A 17,567-nucleotide genomic window follows, 5' to 3' on the forward strand; every position below is an offset into this window, starting at 1 on the left:
TTGCGCCGCCATCCGGCAATGCCTGCTTATTTCAGCAGTTCTGCGGTCATGTGTACGCGGTTACCGGTGTAAGCCTGAGTAATTTTGTAATCACTTGCGCCAGCCTGTTCAGCCTGAGCAGCAATTTTTGCTTCTGCGCTTTCCAGCGTTGAACCGGTCGCGGTCACAGACTGAGCAGCGAAAGAACCGAAAGAAGTAGCGAGAGCGATAACTGCGACAAAAGTTTTGATGCTTTTCATGGTATAAACCCTTTAACTTAGTTGTTTGAGTAAGGCACCGTGCCTTTATGTAATAAATGATAGGCCGTTACTCATACAACTTAAAGCGGAAGGATTTGCCGTAATTATTCAAATAAATTGAATATTTGTTATTCAGCGATCAGCCGCTGCGGATGGGTGTAAATTGTCGCCCTGCCCGGCTTGCAGAACCCCACCAGCGTCAGATTGCAGCGCTCTGCTACCTCCACCGCCAGCGTGGTGGCGGCGGAAACGGCAAACAGAATTTCAACGCCGCACATTGCCGACTTCTGCACCATCTCATAGCTCGCACGACTGGATACCAGCGCTGCCCCCGGCTGCCAGCGTTCACCTTCCGTTGCACGACGCCCCAGTAATTTATCCAGCGCCACGTGGCGTCCGACATCTTCATGCCCGCCCACCAGTTCCCCGGACGGCATCATCCACGCCGCCGCATGCGTACAGCCGGTAAGTTGCCCGACGGGCTGGAAGTCCGTGAGATGCGTTAATGCGCGGTCAAGATTCGCCAGGTGAAAACGTTGGGTGAACGGCAGCGGCTGCACGGGTTTGCCGATGTCATTGAGCTGTTCCACGCCGCAAACACCGCAGCCGGTCCGACCGGCCAGTGCGCGACGACGCTCTTTCAGCCCCATAAAACGGCGGCTGGAGAGTTCGATCTGTACCTCCAGACCGTGACAGGAAGAGACCACCTCCATGCCAAAAATATCACGCGGGCTCTCAATGATGCCTTCCGACAGAGAAAATCCCATCGCGAAATGTTCCAGATCCTTCGGTGAGGCCATCATCACGACGTGAGAAATACCGTTGTAAACCAGAGCAACGGGGACTTCTTCAGCGACCTCGTCTGGTTGCGAATGTTGTAGGTCCCCACGCTTCCAGAGGTTAATTTGCCGATGACTGGTGACATTTATCACATTTTTGACTTCTTCTGGATGTATCTTATTCACTTTCATTTAACCGTATAAGAACACACATACCAACATTGTGGTATTCTGTCGCCACCCCCTCCCGGACGAGGGGAAACGACCCAATTCTGGACCTTTGCGGCGCCGTCCGCAAAGAAAAATAACAACCACTCCCTAAGCGCTTGTGAATACGAATGTGAAAGGGATGTGACAATGTCGAAATAGGAGCAAACCATGCAGGTCAGCAGAAGGCAGTTCTTTAAGATCTGCGCTGGCGGTATGGCAGGCACCACGGCGGCGGCACTGGGCTTTGCGCCCGGCGTAGCGCTAGCGGAAACACGGCAATATAAACTGCTGCGCACCCGCGAAACCCGTAATACCTGCACTTACTGTTCCGTTGGCTGCGGGCTGTTGATGTACAGCCTCGGCGACGGTGCGAAAAACGCCAAAGCGTCTATCTTCCATATTGAAGGGGATCCAGACCACCCGGTTAACCGCGGGGCGCTCTGCCCGAAAGGCGCTGGTCTGGTGGATTTCATCCACTCGGAAAGCCGCCTGAAATTCCCGGAATACCGTGCGCCAGGCTCAGATAAATGGCAGAAAATCAGTTGGGATGAGGCGTTTGACCGCATCGCGAAGCTGATGAAAGAAGACCGCGACGCTAACTACGTTGCGCAGAACGCGGAAGGCGTCACCGTTAACCGCTGGCTTTCTACCGGGATGCTGTGTGCTTCTGCGTCCAGTAACGAAACCGGTTTTTTAACCCAAAAATTCACCCGCGCGCTGGGTATGCTCGCGGTCGACAACCAGGCGCGTGTCTGACACGGACCAACGGTAGCAAGTCTTGCTCCAACATTTGGTCGCGGTGCGATGACCAACCACTGGGTCGACATCAAGAACGCCAACCTCGTCGTGGTGATGGGCGGTAACGCCGCTGAAGCTCACCCTGTCGGGTTCCGCTGGGCGATGGAAGCGAAAATTCACAACGGCGCGAAGCTGATTGTGATCGATCCACGCTTTACGCGAACGGCGTCGGTGGCCGATTTCTATGCCCCAATTCGTTCCGGTACTGACATTGCCTTCCTGTCAGGCGTGATGCTGTACCTGCTGACTAACGAAAAATATAACCGCGAATATACCGAAGCCTACACCAACGCCAGTCTGATCGTGCGTGAAGATTTTGGCTTCGAAGATGGCCTATTCACCGGCTATGACGCGGATGCACGCAAGTACGACAAAACCAGTTGGAACTACGAGCTGGACGAAAACGGCTTTGCCAAACGCGATACGACTCTGCAACACCCGCGCTGCGTGTGGAACCTGCTGAAACAGCACGTCTCCCGCTATACGCCGGACGTTGTGGAAAATATCTGCGGGACGCCAAAAGCCGACTTCCTGAAAGTGTGCGAGTACATTGCAGAAACCAGCGCGAAAGATAAAACCGCGTCGTTCCTGTATGCACTCGGCTGGACGCAACACTCCATCGGTTCGCAGAACATCCGTACCATGGCGATGATCCAGTTGCTGCTCGGTAATATGGGGATGGCAGGCGGCGGCGTGAACGCCCTGCGTGGTCACTCCAACATTCAGGGTCTGACCGACCTCGGCCTGCTGTCGCAGAGCCTGCCGGGCTACCTGACGCTGCCAAACGAAAAACAGCCCGATCTGCAAACCTACCTGACCGCCAACACGCCGAAACCGCTGTTGAAAGATCAGGTGAACTACTGGGGCAACTACCCGAAATTCTTCGTCTCGTTGATGAAGACTTTCTATGGTGACAAAGCGACAGCGGAAAACAGCTGGGGCTTTGACCTGTTGCCGAAGTGGGATAAAGGGTACGACGTCCTGCAATATTTCGAGATGATGAAAGAGGGCAAGGTCAATGGCTATATCTGCCAGGGCTTTAACCCGGTTGCTTCATTCCCGAATAAAAACAAGACCATTGCGTCACTGTCGAAGCTGAAGTACCTGGTCACGATCGATCCGCTCAACACCGAAACGTCCACCTTCTGGCAAAACCATGGTGAGTCGAACGATGTGGATCCGTCGAAAATCCAGACCGAAGTGTTCCGTCTGCCCTCCACCTGCTTCGCCGAAGAGAACGGTTCAATCGTTAACTCCGGCCGCTGGTTACAGTGGCACTGGAAAGGCGCGGACGCCCCGGGGATTGCGGTCACCGACGGTGAGATTCTGGCCGGTATCTTCCTGCGCCTGCGCAAGCTGTATGCCGAGCAGGGCGGCGCGAACCCGGAACAGGTTCTCAGCATGAGCTGGAACTACTCCACGCCGCACGAACCGGCTTCGGAAGAAGTGGCGATGGAGAACAACGGCAAAGCGCTGGCGGATATTATCGACCCGACAACGGGCGCGGTAATTGTGAAGAAAGGCCAGCAGTTAAGCTCCTTCGCACAGTTACGTGATGACGGCACCACCGCCAGCGGCTGCTGGATTTTCGCCGGTAGCTGGACGCCGGAAGGCAATATGATGGCGCGTCGCGATAACGCCGACCCGTCAGGTCTGGGGAATACCCTGGGCTGGGCGTGGGCGTGGCCGCTCAACCGCCGCATTCTGTACAACCGTGCCTCCGCCGATCCGCAGGGCAACCCGTGGGATCCGAAGCGCCAGATCCTGAAATGGGACGGCGCGAAATGGAGCGGGATGGATATTCCGGACTACAGCGCCGCCGCACCGGGCAGCGACGTCGGACCGTTCATCATGCAGCCGGAAGGGATGGGTCGCCTGTTTGCTATCGACAAGATGGCGGAAGGGCCGTTCCCTGAACACTACGAGCCGTTTGAAACGCCGCTGGGTACCAACCCGCTGCACCCGAACGTTATCTCTAACCCTGCCGCCCGTATCTTTAAGGGCGACGCCGAAGCGCTGGGTAAAGCCGATAAGTTCCCGTATGTCGGAACCACTTACCGTCTGACCGAGCACTTCCACTACTGGACGAAGCACGCACTGCTTAACGCTATCGCGCAGCCGGAACAGTTTGTGGAAATTGGCGAGACGCTGGCGAATAAGCTCGGTATTGCCCATGGTGACACCGTGAAAGTCTCCTCTAACCGTGGCTATATCAAAGCCAAAGCGGTGGTGACGAAGCGTATTCGCACGCTGAAAGCAGACGGCAAAGATATCGATACCATCGGTATTCCGATTCACTGGGGCTATGAAGGCGTGGCGAAGAAAGGGTTTATTGCTAACACCCTGACGCCATCCGTGGGTGATGCAAACTCCCAGACGCCGGAATTTAAGTCCTTCCTGGTGAACGTGGAAAAGGTATAACGGAGACGACTTATGGCTTATCAATCGCAAGACATCATTCGTCGTTCCGCGACTAACGGTCTCACCCCCGCGCCTCAGGCGCGGGACTTCCAGGAAGAAGTGGCGAAGCTTATCGACGTCACCACCTGCATCGGCTGTAAAGCCTGTCAGGTGGCCTGTTCGGAGTGGAACGACATTCGTGATGAAATCGGCAGCAACGTCGGGGTGTACGACAACCCGGCGGATCTGACCGCCAAATCATGGACGGTGATGCGCTTTTCGGAAGTGGAACAGAATGACAAACTGGAATGGCTGATCCGTAAGGACGGCTGTATGCACTGCGCCGATCCGGGCTGCCTGAAGGCGTGTCCTGCGGAAGGGGCGATCATTCAGTATGCCAACGGCATCGTCGACTTCCAGTCCGAGCAGTGCATCGGCTGCGGCTACTGCATCGCGGGCTGCCCGTTCGACGTACCGCGACTAAACCCGGAAGACAACCGCGTCTATAAATGTACGCTGTGCGTTGACCGCGTTACCGTCGGCCAGGAACCTGCCTGCGTGAAAACCTGCCCAACGGGCGCTATCCACTTTGGTTCCAAAGAGGATATGAAAACGCTGGCAGGCGAGCGTGTGGCGGAGCTGAAAACCCGTGGTTACGATAATGCAGGTTTGTACGATCCGGCCGGCGTTGGCGGTACGCACGTGATGTACGTGCTGCACCATGCCGACAAGCCGAATCTGTACCACGGCCTGCCGGAGAACCCGGAAATCAGTGCTACCGTGAAGTTCTGGAAAGGTATCTGGAAGCCTCTCGCGGCGGTCGGCTTTGCGGCGACCTTCGCAGCCAGCATCTTCCATTACGTCGGCGTCGGTCCGAACCGTGCGGACGAGGAAGATGACAATCTGCATGAAGAGAAAGACGAGGTGCGCAAATGAAAAGACGTGACACCATCGTGCGCTACACCGCGCCGGAACGCATCAACCACTGGGTCACCGCCTTCTGCTTCATTCTGGCGGCGGTGAGCGGACTGGGCTTTTTCTTCCCGTCCTTCAACTGGCTGATGCAAATCCTGGGCACCCCGCAACTGGCGCGTATTCTGCACCCGTTCGTGGGCGTTGTGATGTTTGCCTCGTTCATCATCATGTTCTTCCGCTACTGGCACCACAACCTGATCAATCGGGACGATATTTTCTGGGCGAAGAACATTCGCAAGATTGTCGTCAACGAGGAAGTGGGCGACACCGGACGGTATAACTTCGGTCAGAAATGCGTTTTCTGGGCGGCGATTATCTTCCTGGTGCTGCTGCTGGTCAGCGGTGTGATTATCTGGCGTCCGTACTTTGCGCCTGCGTTCTCCATTCCGGTGATCCGCTTCGCGTTAATGCTGCACTCATTTGCCGCCGTCGCGCTGATTGTGGTTATCATGGTGCATATTTACGCCGCGCTGTGGGTGAAGGGCACAATTACCGCAATGGTCGAAGGTTGGGTGACACGCTCCTGGGCGAAGAAACACCACCCACGCTGGTACCGCGAGGTTCGCGAAAAGCAGGATAAGACCCAGCCGTAACCCGCTCCTCGTTTGTGGTTAACAACATGGCGCCGACACCGGCGCCATTTTTTTGCCTTAACGGTTCGGTTTTGACAACTTTTTGACAACTTATTACAGATATCAGACCAACTGGGGTGCAGGTCGCTGAAGAATGGAGTCGATTCTAATGACAAGGAGACGTACCGTGAATCTTAAACATCTGTTTGCCGCCCTGACGCTGGGTCTGCTCGCCGCGTCCGCGAGCGCATACGCCGAACAGCCAGCCCCAAAAGTGCTTATTAAATCGGAGCTGGCCTCCCCGGTGGTACTGGAAAACTCGCAGGATAAAAACTACCTCAAAGTGTCGCTGACGGGGTTTCCGCTGAACACCGCTAAGCGCAGCCCGATAAACCTCGCGCTGGTGATCGACCGTTCCGGCTCGATGGGTGGCGACCGTATCGAACAGGCCACCGAAGCCGCCGTAATGGCAGTAAAGACCTTGAGCGCTCAGGACACGCTCTCGGTGGTGATTTACGACGACGTCGTGGATGTCATCGTGCCAGCGGCGAAGCTTGATAATAAAGCGAAGGTGATAAGCCATATCCGCGAACGGCTGACTGCGCGCGGCGGCACCGCGCTATTTGCAGGCGTCAGTCGCGGCATTAAGGAAACCAATAAGTTTCTCGATAAAGCGCACGTCAATCGTATTATTTTGCTTTCCGACGGGCAGGCGAACGTTGGCCCCTCCTCCACCAGCGAACTGGCAGAACTGGGAAAAATCGCCGCGCGTAAAGGGATTGCTATCACGACGATGGGCATTGGCGAAGGGTACAATGAAGATCTAATGGCGGCGATTGCGCAATACAGCGACGGCAACCACGTGTTTGTGCAGAACACCGACGCGCTGGAAAAAGCCTTTGCCCATGAATTTGGTGATGTGATGTCGGTGGTCGCGCAGGATGTGGTGGTGGAAATCAACGTCGCCGACAACGTAAAGCCACTGCACCTGTTGGGGCGTGAAGGGCACATTCGCGATAACACCGTCACTGTTAAGCTGAACCAGCTTTACGCCAACCAGGAAAAATATGTCATGCTGGAAGTGCTTCCGGCAAAAGGCCGCGCCGCGCAAAGCAAGCCGCTGGCGGAGGTGAACGTGCGCTATGACAACCTTGCCACCCGTCAGAAAGATCGCTGGGAAGGGAAACTGGCCGTGCAGTACACCGCCTCTGCCAGCGACGTGCAAAAAGCGCTGGTGGAAGATGTGGTCGTCGACTCGGCGATTCAGAAGTCAGCCATTCAGAACGAACAGGCGTTACAGCTGATTGACGAAGGCAAAATGGATGAGGCGAAAGCGGTGCTGCGTGAAAGCGCCAATGAGCTCAGCGCGCTGCCGCTCACGGCACCAGCGCCGATGATGAAAGCCCAGGAAAGCGCGGAAGAAAATCTTCGTCTGCTGGAAAGAATGGAGAGCGAAAGCAAAGAAGCTTCACGCAAGTCGCTGAAAGAAAAAAGTTATAAAACCAAAAACCAAAGTTCGAAGGCGAACTAATCCACAAGGAGCGCTGGATGTTCAGACGCAAGCTGATTTATCTCCTCATCACTGTGATGTTTTTCATCCTGCTTGCGTATCTGGGCGTCCGCACTCTGGAGCATGAAGTGCTGCTACGACAGCAGCAGACACAAACCCTGGCAAAGGCACAAACCGCCCGCGTGGCAGCAGAGATAGAAAATGTCCTTCTCCAAAAGGCCTCGCGTCTGCATGCCATCAGTGTTTTTGTCGATCCCAGCGACTCTGCTGGCCTTAGTGTACTCAAAGACACTGACAGCGATATTGCTGACGTTTTTATCTTGCGCAAAAATCAACTGCTCTATCCCGATGAACATCAGTCGTTGAGTAATGAAGAGAAAGAGTGGGTGCGCCAGCTGACCCCACTCGTCAACGATCCCAGCCAGCTTGCCAGCCATATGCCACATAGCGAGCAGGAAACGCCGCAGGCGGGATGGTTCATCAGCCATGAAACTCAGGAACCTATGCTGATTTACTGGCGGCAAAAGGGAAACGCCCTCATTGGCTTTAGACTTTCTTACGTTCAACTGATGATGGATATCGCCAACGGCGTTCAGGCAAGCCCCACCGAACCCCGGCAGGTTGTTCAGGTCACTGAAAATAGCCGCCAGCTTTATCAGAGCGGCCCGGCGGATCTGCGCACGTTGACACTTCAGGACGCTCAAACGCTGCCCTACCCGCTCGCAACGTGGCAAATCAGGGTCTATGGCGTGAATACGTCGCTCTGGCACGTCTGGCTTTGGGGGAGCGCACTCATTGCCCTGCTGCTGACTGCCGTCGCGCTACTGGGATTCTCACTGTGGCGGGAATATACCCTCAGTGCGCGTCGGGCACGCCAGCAGGTTGATTTTGTCAGTCAGGTTTCCCACGAGCTAAAAACCCCACTGACCAACATTACGCTGTATGCCGAATTGCTGCGTGAAGGGCTCGACGATGATCAAACGCAAGAGCTTCGCTATGTTGATGTGATTACCCAGGAGGGCCAGCGCCTGTCCCGGCTTATCCAGAACATCCTGACCTTCACCCGAACGCCAAAACTGCATATCCAGCAGATCGATATTTCACAGCTGATCGCCGAGATTGCGCAGATCTTCACCCCTGCGCTCCAGGCGAAAGGTATCGTGATTCACATAACCTGTCCTGATAATCTAATTTTTTGCAGCGATCGCGACGTGATCACCCAAATTGTCAGCAACTTTTTAAGTAATGCCGAAAAATATGCGGCGCAGGGAAAGCGCGTGGATCTGACCGTACAAACCACCGAAGATGACGTCGATATCGCCGTTCGCGATTATGGCCCCGGCATTGCTGAGAAAGAGCTGAAAATGATCTTCCGTCCCTTTTACCGGGTGAAATCCTCCATCACCGAAGGAGTTTCTGGTACGGGCATCGGCCTGACTATCGCCTCTCAACTGGCTGCCCGCCTGACTGGCCGCATTGAGGTTCAGCCGGAATATCCCGGCGTGCGGTTTACGCTAAAATTACCTCGGGGATGAGAAGATGAAGATACTGATTGCTGAAGATGATGCCCACATTCGGCAGGGTCTTGTGGATGCGCTGGCGCGCGAAGGCTATACGCTGCTTGCCACGCCTGATGGCCACGCAGCGCTGGAAAGTTATCACCGCGACAGACCAGATTTCGTGCTTCTCGACATTATGATGCCGGAAATGGATGGTTACTCCGTCTGCCGGGAAATCCGCCGCCACAATGAGCACATCCCGATTGTGTTTCTCTCCGCCAAAGATGAAGAGATCGACCGCGTCGTGGGGCTGGAACTGGGTGCGGACGATTACATCAGTAAGCCGTTTGGCATTCATGAACTGCGGGCGCGCATAAAAACCATCGCCCGGCGTTGTTTAAACCAGCAAGCTGCCCAGCCTAATCTCAGCTTTGCTTTTGGCGATCTCACCGTGCTTCCTAACGAGCTGTGCGCCTGGCGCGATGAACAGCGCTTAGAACTGACCCTGCGCGAAGTGAATATTTTGCGCTGCCTGGAACGGCATAAAAATCAGGTTGTCACGCGTGACATGTTGTTTGATGCCGCATGGGGATATGACTATCTCCCTAACAGTCGCACGCTGGATCAACACATTTCCCGGTTACGTAAAGTGATTGAGCGGGATGCAAATAACCCTCAGCTAATCCGAACGGTGCATGGCCTGGGCTATCGATATCAGGTATCGTGACGCACACTTTGCAATGTCATGGGTTATCCCGCAGGCCGATTGCGGTTATCATGAAGACATTCACCAGAACGGGCGCGAGATGCCCGTGATAATCAGGAAATGATTAAATGAGCATTCGTATCATCCCGCAAGATGAGCTGGAAAAAAGCGAGAAACGCGCGACGGATATGATCCCACCGTTACTATTCCCCCGGCTCAAAAATTTATACAACCGCCGCGCCGAGCGTCTGCGCGAACTGGCTGAGAGCAATCCGCTGGGTGATTACCTGCGCTTTGCTGCGCTGATCGCCCATGCGCAGGAAGTTGTGCTGTACGACCATCCGCTACAGATGGACCTCACCGCGCGCATTAAAGAAGCCAACGAGCAGGGTAAACCGCCGCTGGATATCCACGTTCTGCCGCGCGATAAGCACTGGCAGAAACTGTTGCATTCGCTGATTGCCGAGCTGAAGCCGGAGATGAGCGGCCCTGCGCTGGCAGTGATTGAGAATCTGGAAAAAGCCTCAGAACAGGAGCTTGAGCAGATGGCCAGCGCACTGTTTGCGGCGGATTTTGCCTCTGTCAGCAGCGATAAAGCGCCGTTTATCTGGGCTGCGCTCTCGCTTTACTGGGCGCAAATGGCCAGCCTGATCCCAGGCAAAACCCGCGCGGAATATGGTGAACAACGCCAGTTCTGCCCGGTGTGCGGCTCAATGCCCGTTTCCAGTATGGTGCAGATTGGCACGACTCAAGGTCTGCGCTATCTGCACTGTAACCTGTGCGAAACCGAGTGGCACGTAGTGCGCGTGAAGTGCAGCAACTGCGAGCAGAGCCGCGATCTGCATTACTGGTCGCTGGACAACGAGCAGGCGGCGATTAAAGCCGAAAGCTGCGGCGACTGCGGTACCTACCTGAAGATCCTCTATCAGGAAAAAGACCCGAAGGTGGAAGCCGTTGCTGACGACCTCGCCTCACTGGTACTGGACGCGCGAATGGAACAAGAGGGCTTCGCCCGTAGCTCCATCAACCCGTTCCTGTTCCCGGGCGAAGGGGAGTAGTTTTTTCCGCTATGCCGGGCGGCAGTGGTCGCCCGGTTTATAATTGGTACGGTGTGATCACTCCTGGGAACCTGGCAAAATCTGTCGTATTGCGCGTCACAAGTTCAAGGCAGAAATTATCGCCCCAGGGCAGAGATCACATGCTGCGGGTCGTTAGCAATCGCCCGTAATAGGGCTTTTGCTGGGCCAGTAGGAGAACGCCTTCCCTGCTCCCAGTTGCGCAAGGTATCGACACTTACAGAAATCAAATCCGCAAACTTCGATTGCGATAACCCAGATGCCTGACGAATTTCTTTTATTTTCATCGCATCTATATGAAAAGTTCGTGAAGGCTGGCGGTTTCCTTCGATGATCTCGTTCATTTGCGTCATGCTATTAGCAAGCCGCTCAAAGAGTGCCTTTTCCATTTACCACCTCTCATTCAAAAGCCGGAGAACTGACTTTTCCTGCTGGGTCAGATCATCCTTCAGACCTTTTCGATAAATCAGCAACAAGCGAATTTCTGTTCTCTGGTGTTGATAAAAATCATTGTAAATTAAGACGTTGTTTTATTTTTGCGAGACACTTTCCAGAAACCGGACCCGTGATTACGTGCCGTATTTTGCTTAATCCATTAAACCCAATACGGCTATTGAAATCTTATCCTTACTCTTCCTCATTGCCGCCTTCGACATAGGGTCCGAAGGGTTTGGCGGGCAGGACGATATAAATCCCCTCAAATATCGCGCCAGTAGTCTCGTCGCCCAGTAGCTCTACCTGCAACTGTACGCGTGCTTTTTTCCCACGCGCCAGACGATCGAGATCGCCGCTCAGCGACCCCAGATCGGCAACCGCACTCGGCCTGCCGCTGATCGGTTTGCTATAGCGGATATGCGCATCGGCCAGGATGATAGTGCCACCCAGATGACGCTCGCGGAGCATCAACCAGATCAGCCCCCAGCCGGTCAGCGTTGCCAGCGAGAACAGGCTCCCGGCAAACAGCGTGTGGTGCGGATTTTGATTGCCCGTCTCCGGCATCGTGGTAATAAATTTTTGCCCGGTGTACTGCTGAATGCGTACACCCATTTTTTCGCTCAGCGGGATATGCTCATACCACGCCTGCTGAAGCTGCCCGCACCAGTCGCCGCGATGCAGAATATCATCGAGGGAGGCAATCGGTTTGATCATCAGGAAGTGGCGAACCGGCGTGGTTTGCGGGGTGGTGATTTCACCCTGATTGATAAAGCCCAGTTTGGCAAAGAATTCCACGGCGTCTTCACGGGCGCTACAGGTGACCCGCTTGACCCCTTCCTGACGCGCAACAGACTCCAGCGTCATCGCCATGAGTGTCCCCAGGCCTTTGTCCTGCACCGCGGGATCGACGGCCATAAAGCGGATGGACGCCTCGTTATCGGCATTGATATACAGTCGCCCGACGGCGACCAGGTTCCCCTCTTCGTCCACAACCATCTGGTGATGTGCCATGGCATCCCAGGCATCGCGCTCTGAGCCTTTCGGTTGATGCAACGGTTTACGCAGCATTTCCCAGCGAAACTGATAGTAACGCGCTAATTCTTCTTCTGTTTGCGGTACTCGAAGGTGATACATAGCTGTACTCTCTCTTGTTACCCGCGACCACCCCGGAAGTTGGTTCATACCTGTAACCAAAACGTCACGGGGCCATCGTTCACCAGAGCGACCTGCATGTCCGCAGCGAAACGCCCGGTTTGCGTGTTCATTTCCTGCTGGCGGCAGCGGTCGACAAAATAGTCATACAGGGCTTCGGCGCGATCCGGCGCTGCCCCTCTGGAGAACCCCGGACGCATGCCGCGCTCCGTGTCTGCCGCCAACGTAAATTGTGAAACCACCAGCACGCTCCCTCCCGCCTGCTGCACATTCAAATTCATCTTGCCGTCGGCATCGCTGAAAATACGATAGCCGAGCACGCGCTCGCACAGGCGATTCGCTTTCTGCTCGTCGTCATCCTTTTCGACGCCCAATAACACTAAAAGTCCGGAGCCAATTTCACCCGTCACTTCGCCCTCCACGGTGACGCTGGCACGGGTTACGCGCTGTATTAATGCAATCATGGTTGGTCGTCGTCTTCTTGTTCTGCGGCTAGTTTGAGTTTACGGTATTCCCCGAGAGTGACAGTTATTTCCGCGCCAAGCAAGACGATACACCACGTCCAGTACACCCAGACGAACAAAATGGGGATCACCGCTAATACGCCATAAATGAGCTGATATGAAGGGAACATGGTGATATAAAGCGCGAAACCTTTCTTTCCCGCTTCGAACAGAACCGCCGCGACAAACGCGCCAACTATCGCATCCCGGTTGGGCACCCGCGTCGTGGGAACAATACTGTAGAGAAGCCAAAATGAGAGCCAGGAGAGGATCAGCGGAAAGAGCCGCAGTATGTCATCTATCACCGTATTGAGATCGCTGGCCCAACGCAGTGAGAGCAAATAGGAACTGATGGCAAGACTCGCTCCCGCCAGTAGCGGCCCGAGCGTCAAAATCATCCAGTAAACTGCAAATGAGTAGATTTTTGGACGCTGGCGCTTACTTCGCCATATCGCATTGAGGGCGCTATCAATGGCATACATCAACAGCAGCGCGGTGACAATCAGCCCGCATGCGCCTACCGCCGTCATTTTGTTGGAATTGGCAACAAACTGCTCGATATAACGCTGGATAACATCGCCCGTTGAAGGAATAAAGTTGGCAAAAACAAAGTGCCGCAACTGCACGCTGACATCGGCAAACATCGGAAAGGCGGAGAAAAGCGCAAAGACGACGGCAATCAGCGGCACTAACGAGAGTAACGAGACGTAGGCAAGGTTCCCCGCCAGCGTCGTCATGTTGTCCTCATTAATACGCTGCCATAATAGCCTCAGCCACGCCCAAATCGGGCGCGTATGATGTCTGGCTTTTTGGTGCACGTTTTTTAGCATAACAACTTCGCGAAATAGTCAGGGATAGTGGTTTTATCAACAACCAGAATACTGGTGATCCCCAACTGGTTAGCCCCTTCTATATTATCGACGTTATCGTCAAAAAAGACCGCGTCGCTTGGGGAAAAACCTTCCTGTTGTAGAACATGCTGGTAAATCCGCGCCTCCGGCTTACGCATGCCGAGATCCTGCGATAAATAAATATGGTCTGCGGCCTGGCGAATCTCCGGGTATTCTTCTGGCCAAAAGGTGGTGTGCAGTCTGTTGGTGTTCGACAGCACCACCACGCGATGCCCCTGCTCACGCAGTTTGTGCATGATGTCGATAACATCATGACGCAGGCCGACAAAAATAGCCTGCCAGCCGTGGGAAAATTGCTCATAGCTTAGCGAGATGTCCATCTCGCGGCATAGGGCTTCAGCAAACGCTTCATCGGTCATTTCGCCGCGCTCGTGCTGATGGAAGGCATCGCCCATGGTAAAACTTTGCTTTAACGATGCCAGGGGCACACGGCTCAGATCGCTCCAGGTACCCAACACGCGGTTGAAGTCGATATCAACAATCACATTACCCAAATCAAAGATATAGAGCATATTCATCCCCTTACTCGCCGTGGATGAATAACTGTAGCGGGAAAGCAGAGGTTTGACTATGCGTCACTCCGGGAAAGATGAATGAAAAAGGCGATGCTATTTCAGCATCGCCTTGTCCTGGTGTGGCCTTCGCCGGATAACTGCTTGCGCCTTATCGGTTCAGGAGCCGTTCTTTTTAGAAGCTATATTTCACACCCACCATTGCGGAGGTGTCACTGTAGCTATTGTCGCCCATTTGTTGCGCCACGTTACCCCACATTTGCAGACGTGGTGTAATCTGGCCTTCAACACCCACCTTCAGCTCACCAATATTACGGGTTCCACGCATTTCATCTTTGATAGAACCCATCTGTACCGCCTGGTTATCGGTATTGTGGATCCAATTCGCTTCAATAAACGGCTGGAACTCACGACCTTTACCTTCATCCTTCGTCGCATGGCCTTTCAGGTAAGCCTTCACGCCAAGACGCGTCATCAGATTGCTGTCGGTGTTGTCTTTGACCACTGCGCCCGTTTTATCACGGTGCGTATCGGCCTGAACGTCCATCCAGATAACCTGCGCTTTCGGCTGGATCCAGTAAGTCGCGTTTTCACTTTCACCGACCAGGAAGCTGTAACCCCCTTCGATGGATGCGGTAATACCGTCTGATTTGTAGCTGTCGCTGGCCAGATAATCGCCTTTAACGGTGTTATCGAACCAGTTGTACAGCACCCAGCTATCCAGATAGGTACCGGACTTATCGGCTTCGTTAGCATACCAGGTGGCATACAGACCCACGCTATAACCATCTACCTGACCACGGGAAGCGTAGTGATTACGATGGTTGGTAGTTTTGTTTTTCTCGTTAGCGTAACCGGCCATTGCGCCCAGATGCCAACGGTCAAGGCCGTCGCTGGACCACTGCGCCAGATCGCCGCCAATTTGCAGCACGTAGCGGTTAGCGGTGGTTTTCAACTGGCCGCTGCTGTCCGTAAAGCGAGTATGTCCGCCCTGGTTACGCATCCACATACTGGTGACTTTTTCTTCACCGGTCAGCATGTCGGTATACTGTGTTTCACCCAGACGATCGTGCAGACGGGTGATGAACATGGTATTGGCCGCGTAGTTGTTCGCCAGGTAGCTACCAAACTCCGGACGATAATTCGACTCAGACGGTGGTGGCAGCGGCGTATACGGGGCTGGCGGTCCTGGCGGATCGATCGGGTCAACCGGATCTGGATCTGGCTCAGGTTCTGGATCTTCCGGCGGATCAACCGGTGACAATTGGCTGGTCAGATACCAGTCCTTCTCTTTTTTCACGACGTCATAATCGTAGCCGCCGGCAACAATACGTCCTGCTTTGGCGAAGGTACCGTCAGAATTACCGGCAACCTCAACGATTTTAATCCCTTCAACGGTCTGCTCGCCCACGCCACCAATATTGTTAATGCCAACGTTGGTGTTCCCGGACGTATCGCCTTTAACAATCAGTTGATCGGTTAAAGACCCGTCCCCTTCAAGTACCGTGTTCAGCACTAACAGCGCATTGGTACCGATGTAGTTGCCCATGACGGTCAGCTTTTTGAAGGTGCCTTCATCGTCGCGAGAAACCCCCTCAGGGCTGTAACGCAGCGTGGCCTGGTCCATTGTCAACGCAGAGACTGTGGAGTTTCCGGTCATCGTCCATTCGCTGCTGGCACCCTTCATGTTTAAATTCAGGGTTCCGTGTGTAGAAACTGTAGCGGATTGTTGAGAGGAGTCGGCACTACCGACAAACTGACTGCCGTCTTCCATCGTCAGGTCGATGACGCCAGTACTGCGCGCAAGAAGGTTACCCTTAATATTATAAACACCAGAGCTTGCGGTATCCGTAGCCGCATCCCAGGAGCGAATGACCCCTCTGGAGGCGCTCATCGCAAGAGAATTGGTCCCCGTCACTTCAATGGCCGTATCCCCACCGAGGTTGACCGCAGAGTAATCAGTGCTGGCATAAGCATAGATGCCTGTCGCCCCATTACCGGTTGTGGTGATCTCAACGTCGTTGAGGTTGACTGTGCCTTTTCTTCCCGCATACACGCCATACGCACTTGAACCCGCAGTGGTAATTTTCGCGGTGCCGCCAATCGTGACATCACCGGTTCCTGCCGCGCTGCCTAAAATGTCACCAATGTCTTTACCCGCATAAATCCCGTACCCGGAGTTCGCGCCACCGTTACCACGGGTGGCCATATCCGCATCCCCATGAACAATGATTGAAGATCGGGCGCTGGCGTTTGCTCGCGATATATTTGCGCGAAGCCCCATGCCGTTTGCCGCATCAACTCTCACATTACCGCTCACTTCTACAATCGAGGAGGCGCTTGTCAGTTCACGTCCGAGGTTAATACCGTCTGAACTTGTTCCAGTGGTAATAATAGAGATATTGTCAGCAACCAGTTTACCCCCGGCGTTTTTAGAGTGGATACCATCCGCCTCCGAACCGGTCGTATTGATGACGAGGTTTTTAAATTTATAGCCTGTGCTATCGAGATATACCCCCCACCCTTGTAAAGGTGTGGTTGTGCCGTTCTGGCTGGTATTAATCAAGGTTTCGGTAAATGTGGTGTAATCGCGGCTATTTGACGTCAACGGGTTACCACTATAGTAAATGGTCTGATCGTCACAGAGAAATTGAGCCGTTGTCGTGTACGAACATCCAGCAGCAATGGCCTGTCCGCTTAGCCCACTCAGCGCCAACGCACTGGCAATGCAGAGCGCTAACTTCGCCGGTGAGGGAGGTTTGCAATTTAGTTTATGAGTTTTCATAGGAATACCTTTTCCGTACAACTCTTTTTTCGGATAAGAGTTTATAAGACGCTGTAATTTGAATTCATCAAAAGGCAAAGCGGGTCCGTTCATCTTTAAGAACTTAAAGATTCGCTTACCTGAAGATGTATGAACTTTCCCTTTTCAGCATTAATACAATTATTAAAACTCACTGTCAACGGAGCCCAAACACGTTAAATAATGGGAAAAATAAAAATCCACAGAGTTTATTTGCACTATTCCTGGAATATCTTTTTAAAGAATAAAATAAATGCGTGTTAAGAGGGAAAAGACTTAGAAATCAAACACAATTAAAAGCACTTATTGCAAAATGTTACCATCTTTAGGAATATTAGATTTAATGCCAGGATATTTAGCTATTTTTAATTTCGTGAAAATTCCTATAAGAAAAATGATATGAGATGGAAACAGTTTTAGGCCAGTCAACGGAACCAGAAATCGAGGGTTGTAATAAAGGATACCTGCTATCCGAAGGCCGTAAGTG

The 17,567-nt window shown here is 53.6% G+C and carries 15 protein-coding genes; 7 read left to right on the plus strand and 8 right to left on the minus strand.

Annotated elements, in window-relative coordinates; genetic code table 11:
• Window positions 1-26: 26 nt before the first annotated feature.
• Window positions 27-239 (minus strand): DUF1471 domain-containing protein, encoded by a 213-nt coding sequence (locus HVY19_RS19820; RefSeq protein WP_181682280.1) that lies wholly within the window; start codon window positions 237-239, stop codon window positions 27-29.
• Between the two features lie 128 nt (window positions 240-367).
• The gene (gene fdhD, locus HVY19_RS19825) at window positions 368-1,204 is read right to left on the minus strand and encodes a formate dehydrogenase accessory sulfurtransferase FdhD (protein ID WP_249419095.1); all 837 of its coding nucleotides are present in this window, start codon (window positions 1,202-1,204) and stop codon (window positions 368-370) included.
• Window positions 1,205-1,396: 192 nt separating this feature from the next.
• Here fdhD and fdnG point away from each other — a divergent pair, with 192 nt between their 5' ends.
• The 7 genes from fdnG to fdhE all read left to right on the plus strand — a co-directional run bounded on the left by fdnG (window position 1,397) and on the right by fdhE (window position 10,746).
• Complete coding sequence (gene fdnG, locus HVY19_RS19830; RefSeq protein ID WP_181682282.1) at window positions 1,397-4,447, plus strand: formate dehydrogenase-N subunit alpha; 3,051 nt, start codon at window positions 1,397-1,399, stop codon at window positions 4,445-4,447.
• A gap of 12 nt (window positions 4,448-4,459) precedes the next feature.
• Window positions 4,460-5,362 (plus strand): formate dehydrogenase O subunit beta, encoded by a 903-nt coding sequence (gene fdoH / locus HVY19_RS19835; protein WP_181682283.1) that lies wholly within the window; start codon window positions 4,460-4,462, stop codon window positions 5,360-5,362.
• Window positions 5,359-5,994: a formate dehydrogenase cytochrome b556 subunit gene (gene fdoI, locus HVY19_RS19840; protein ID WP_181682284.1), complete on the plus strand. Its 636-nt coding sequence runs from the start codon at window positions 5,359-5,361 to the stop codon at window positions 5,992-5,994. The genes fdoH and fdoI overlap by 4 nt, the downstream gene beginning before the upstream one ends.
• A 166-nt stretch (window positions 5,995-6,160) precedes the next feature.
• Window positions 6,161-7,504: a VWA domain-containing protein gene (locus tag HVY19_RS19845; RefSeq protein ID WP_181682285.1), complete on the plus strand. Its 1,344-nt coding sequence runs from the start codon at window positions 6,161-6,163 to the stop codon at window positions 7,502-7,504.
• 17 nt (window positions 7,505-7,521) lie between these two features.
• Window positions 7,522-9,018, plus strand: a complete 1,497-nt coding sequence (locus tag HVY19_RS19850) for a HAMP domain-containing sensor histidine kinase (protein ID WP_181682286.1) — start codon at window positions 7,522-7,524, stop codon at window positions 9,016-9,018.
• A 4-nt stretch (window positions 9,019-9,022) separates the two neighbouring features.
• A complete protein-coding gene (locus tag HVY19_RS19855; RefSeq protein WP_181682287.1) occupies window positions 9,023-9,709 on the plus strand; it encodes a response regulator transcription factor in 687 nt (228 codons plus the stop codon).
• Between the two features lie 107 nt (window positions 9,710-9,816).
• Window positions 9,817-10,746: a formate dehydrogenase accessory protein FdhE gene (gene fdhE / locus HVY19_RS19860; RefSeq protein WP_181682288.1), complete on the plus strand. Its 930-nt coding sequence runs from the start codon at window positions 9,817-9,819 to the stop codon at window positions 10,744-10,746.
• A gap of 116 nt (window positions 10,747-10,862) precedes the next feature.
• Here the strand turns inward: fdhE and nadS are convergent, their stop codons facing one another.
• From nadS to HVY19_RS19890, 6 genes are all read right to left on the minus strand, one after another.
• The gene (nadS, locus tag HVY19_RS19865) at window positions 10,863-11,153 is read right to left on the minus strand and encodes a NadS family protein (RefSeq protein WP_181682289.1); all 291 of its coding nucleotides are present in this window, start codon (window positions 11,151-11,153) and stop codon (window positions 10,863-10,865) included.
• A gap of 238 nt (window positions 11,154-11,391) precedes the next feature.
• Entirely contained in the window at window positions 11,392-12,333 is a 942-nt protein-coding gene (fabY, locus tag HVY19_RS19870; protein WP_181682290.1) for a fatty acid biosynthesis protein FabY, read from the minus strand.
• A gap of 44 nt (window positions 12,334-12,377) precedes the next feature.
• Window positions 12,378-12,815 carry a D-aminoacyl-tRNA deacylase gene (gene dtd, locus HVY19_RS19875; protein ID WP_181682291.1) on the minus strand — a complete coding sequence of 146 codons (438 nt, stop codon included), beginning with the start codon at window positions 12,813-12,815 and terminating at the stop codon, window positions 12,378-12,380.
• Window positions 12,812-13,684, minus strand: coding sequence for a virulence factor BrkB family protein (locus HVY19_RS19880; protein ID WP_181682292.1), 873 nt, complete (start codon window positions 13,682-13,684; stop codon window positions 12,812-12,814). The genes dtd and HVY19_RS19880 overlap by 4 nt, the downstream gene beginning before the upstream one ends.
• Window positions 13,678-14,277, minus strand: a complete 600-nt coding sequence (gene yihX / locus HVY19_RS19885) for a glucose-1-phosphatase (RefSeq protein WP_181682293.1) — start codon at window positions 14,275-14,277, stop codon at window positions 13,678-13,680. The genes HVY19_RS19880 and yihX overlap by 7 nt, the downstream gene beginning before the upstream one ends.
• 175 nt (window positions 14,278-14,452) lie before the next feature.
• Entirely contained in the window at window positions 14,453-17,062 is a 2,610-nt protein-coding gene (locus HVY19_RS19890; protein WP_181682294.1) for an autotransporter outer membrane beta-barrel domain-containing protein, read from the minus strand.
• Between the last annotated feature and the right edge of the window lie 505 nt (window positions 17,063-17,567).

Source organism: Citrobacter sp. RHB25-C09 (assembly GCF_013836145.1).
Taxonomy (GTDB): Bacteria; Pseudomonadota; Gammaproteobacteria; order Enterobacterales; family Enterobacteriaceae; genus Citrobacter_A.

Bases quoted from the DNA above. Each gene is read 5' to 3' on its own strand.
- HVY19_RS19820 (WP_181682280.1), bottom strand. From the start codon at position 239: ATGAAAAGCATCAAAACTTTTGTCGCAGTTATCGCTCTCGCTACTTCT.
- fdoH (WP_181682283.1), top strand. From the start codon at position 4,460: ATGGCTTATCAATCGCAAGACATCATTCGTCGTTCCGCGACTAACGGT.
- fdoI (WP_181682284.1), top strand. From the start codon at position 5,359: ATGAAAAGACGTGACACCATCGTGCGCTACACCGCGCCGGAACGCATC.
- HVY19_RS19850 (WP_181682286.1), top strand. From the start codon at position 7,522: ATGTTCAGACGCAAGCTGATTTATCTCCTCATCACTGTGATGTTTTTC.
- HVY19_RS19855 (WP_181682287.1), top strand. From the start codon at position 9,023: ATGAAGATACTGATTGCTGAAGATGATGCCCACATTCGGCAGGGTCTT.
- fdhE (WP_181682288.1), top strand. From the start codon at position 9,817: ATGAGCATTCGTATCATCCCGCAAGATGAGCTGGAAAAAAGCGAGAAA.
- nadS (WP_181682289.1), bottom strand. From the start codon at position 11,153: ATGGAAAAGGCACTCTTTGAGCGGCTTGCTAATAGCATGACGCAAATG.
- fabY (WP_181682290.1), bottom strand. From the start codon at position 12,333: ATGTATCACCTTCGAGTACCGCAAACAGAAGAAGAATTAGCGCGTTAC.
- dtd (WP_181682291.1), bottom strand. From the start codon at position 12,815: ATGATTGCATTAATACAGCGCGTAACCCGTGCCAGCGTCACCGTGGAG.
- HVY19_RS19880 (WP_181682292.1), bottom strand. From the start codon at position 13,684: ATGCTAAAAAACGTGCACCAAAAAGCCAGACATCATACGCGCCCGATT.
- yihX (WP_181682293.1), bottom strand. From the start codon at position 14,277: ATGCTCTATATCTTTGATTTGGGTAATGTGATTGTTGATATCGACTTC.
- HVY19_RS19890 (WP_181682294.1), bottom strand. From the start codon at position 17,062: ATGAAAACTCATAAACTAAATTGCAAACCTCCCTCACCGGCGAAGTTA.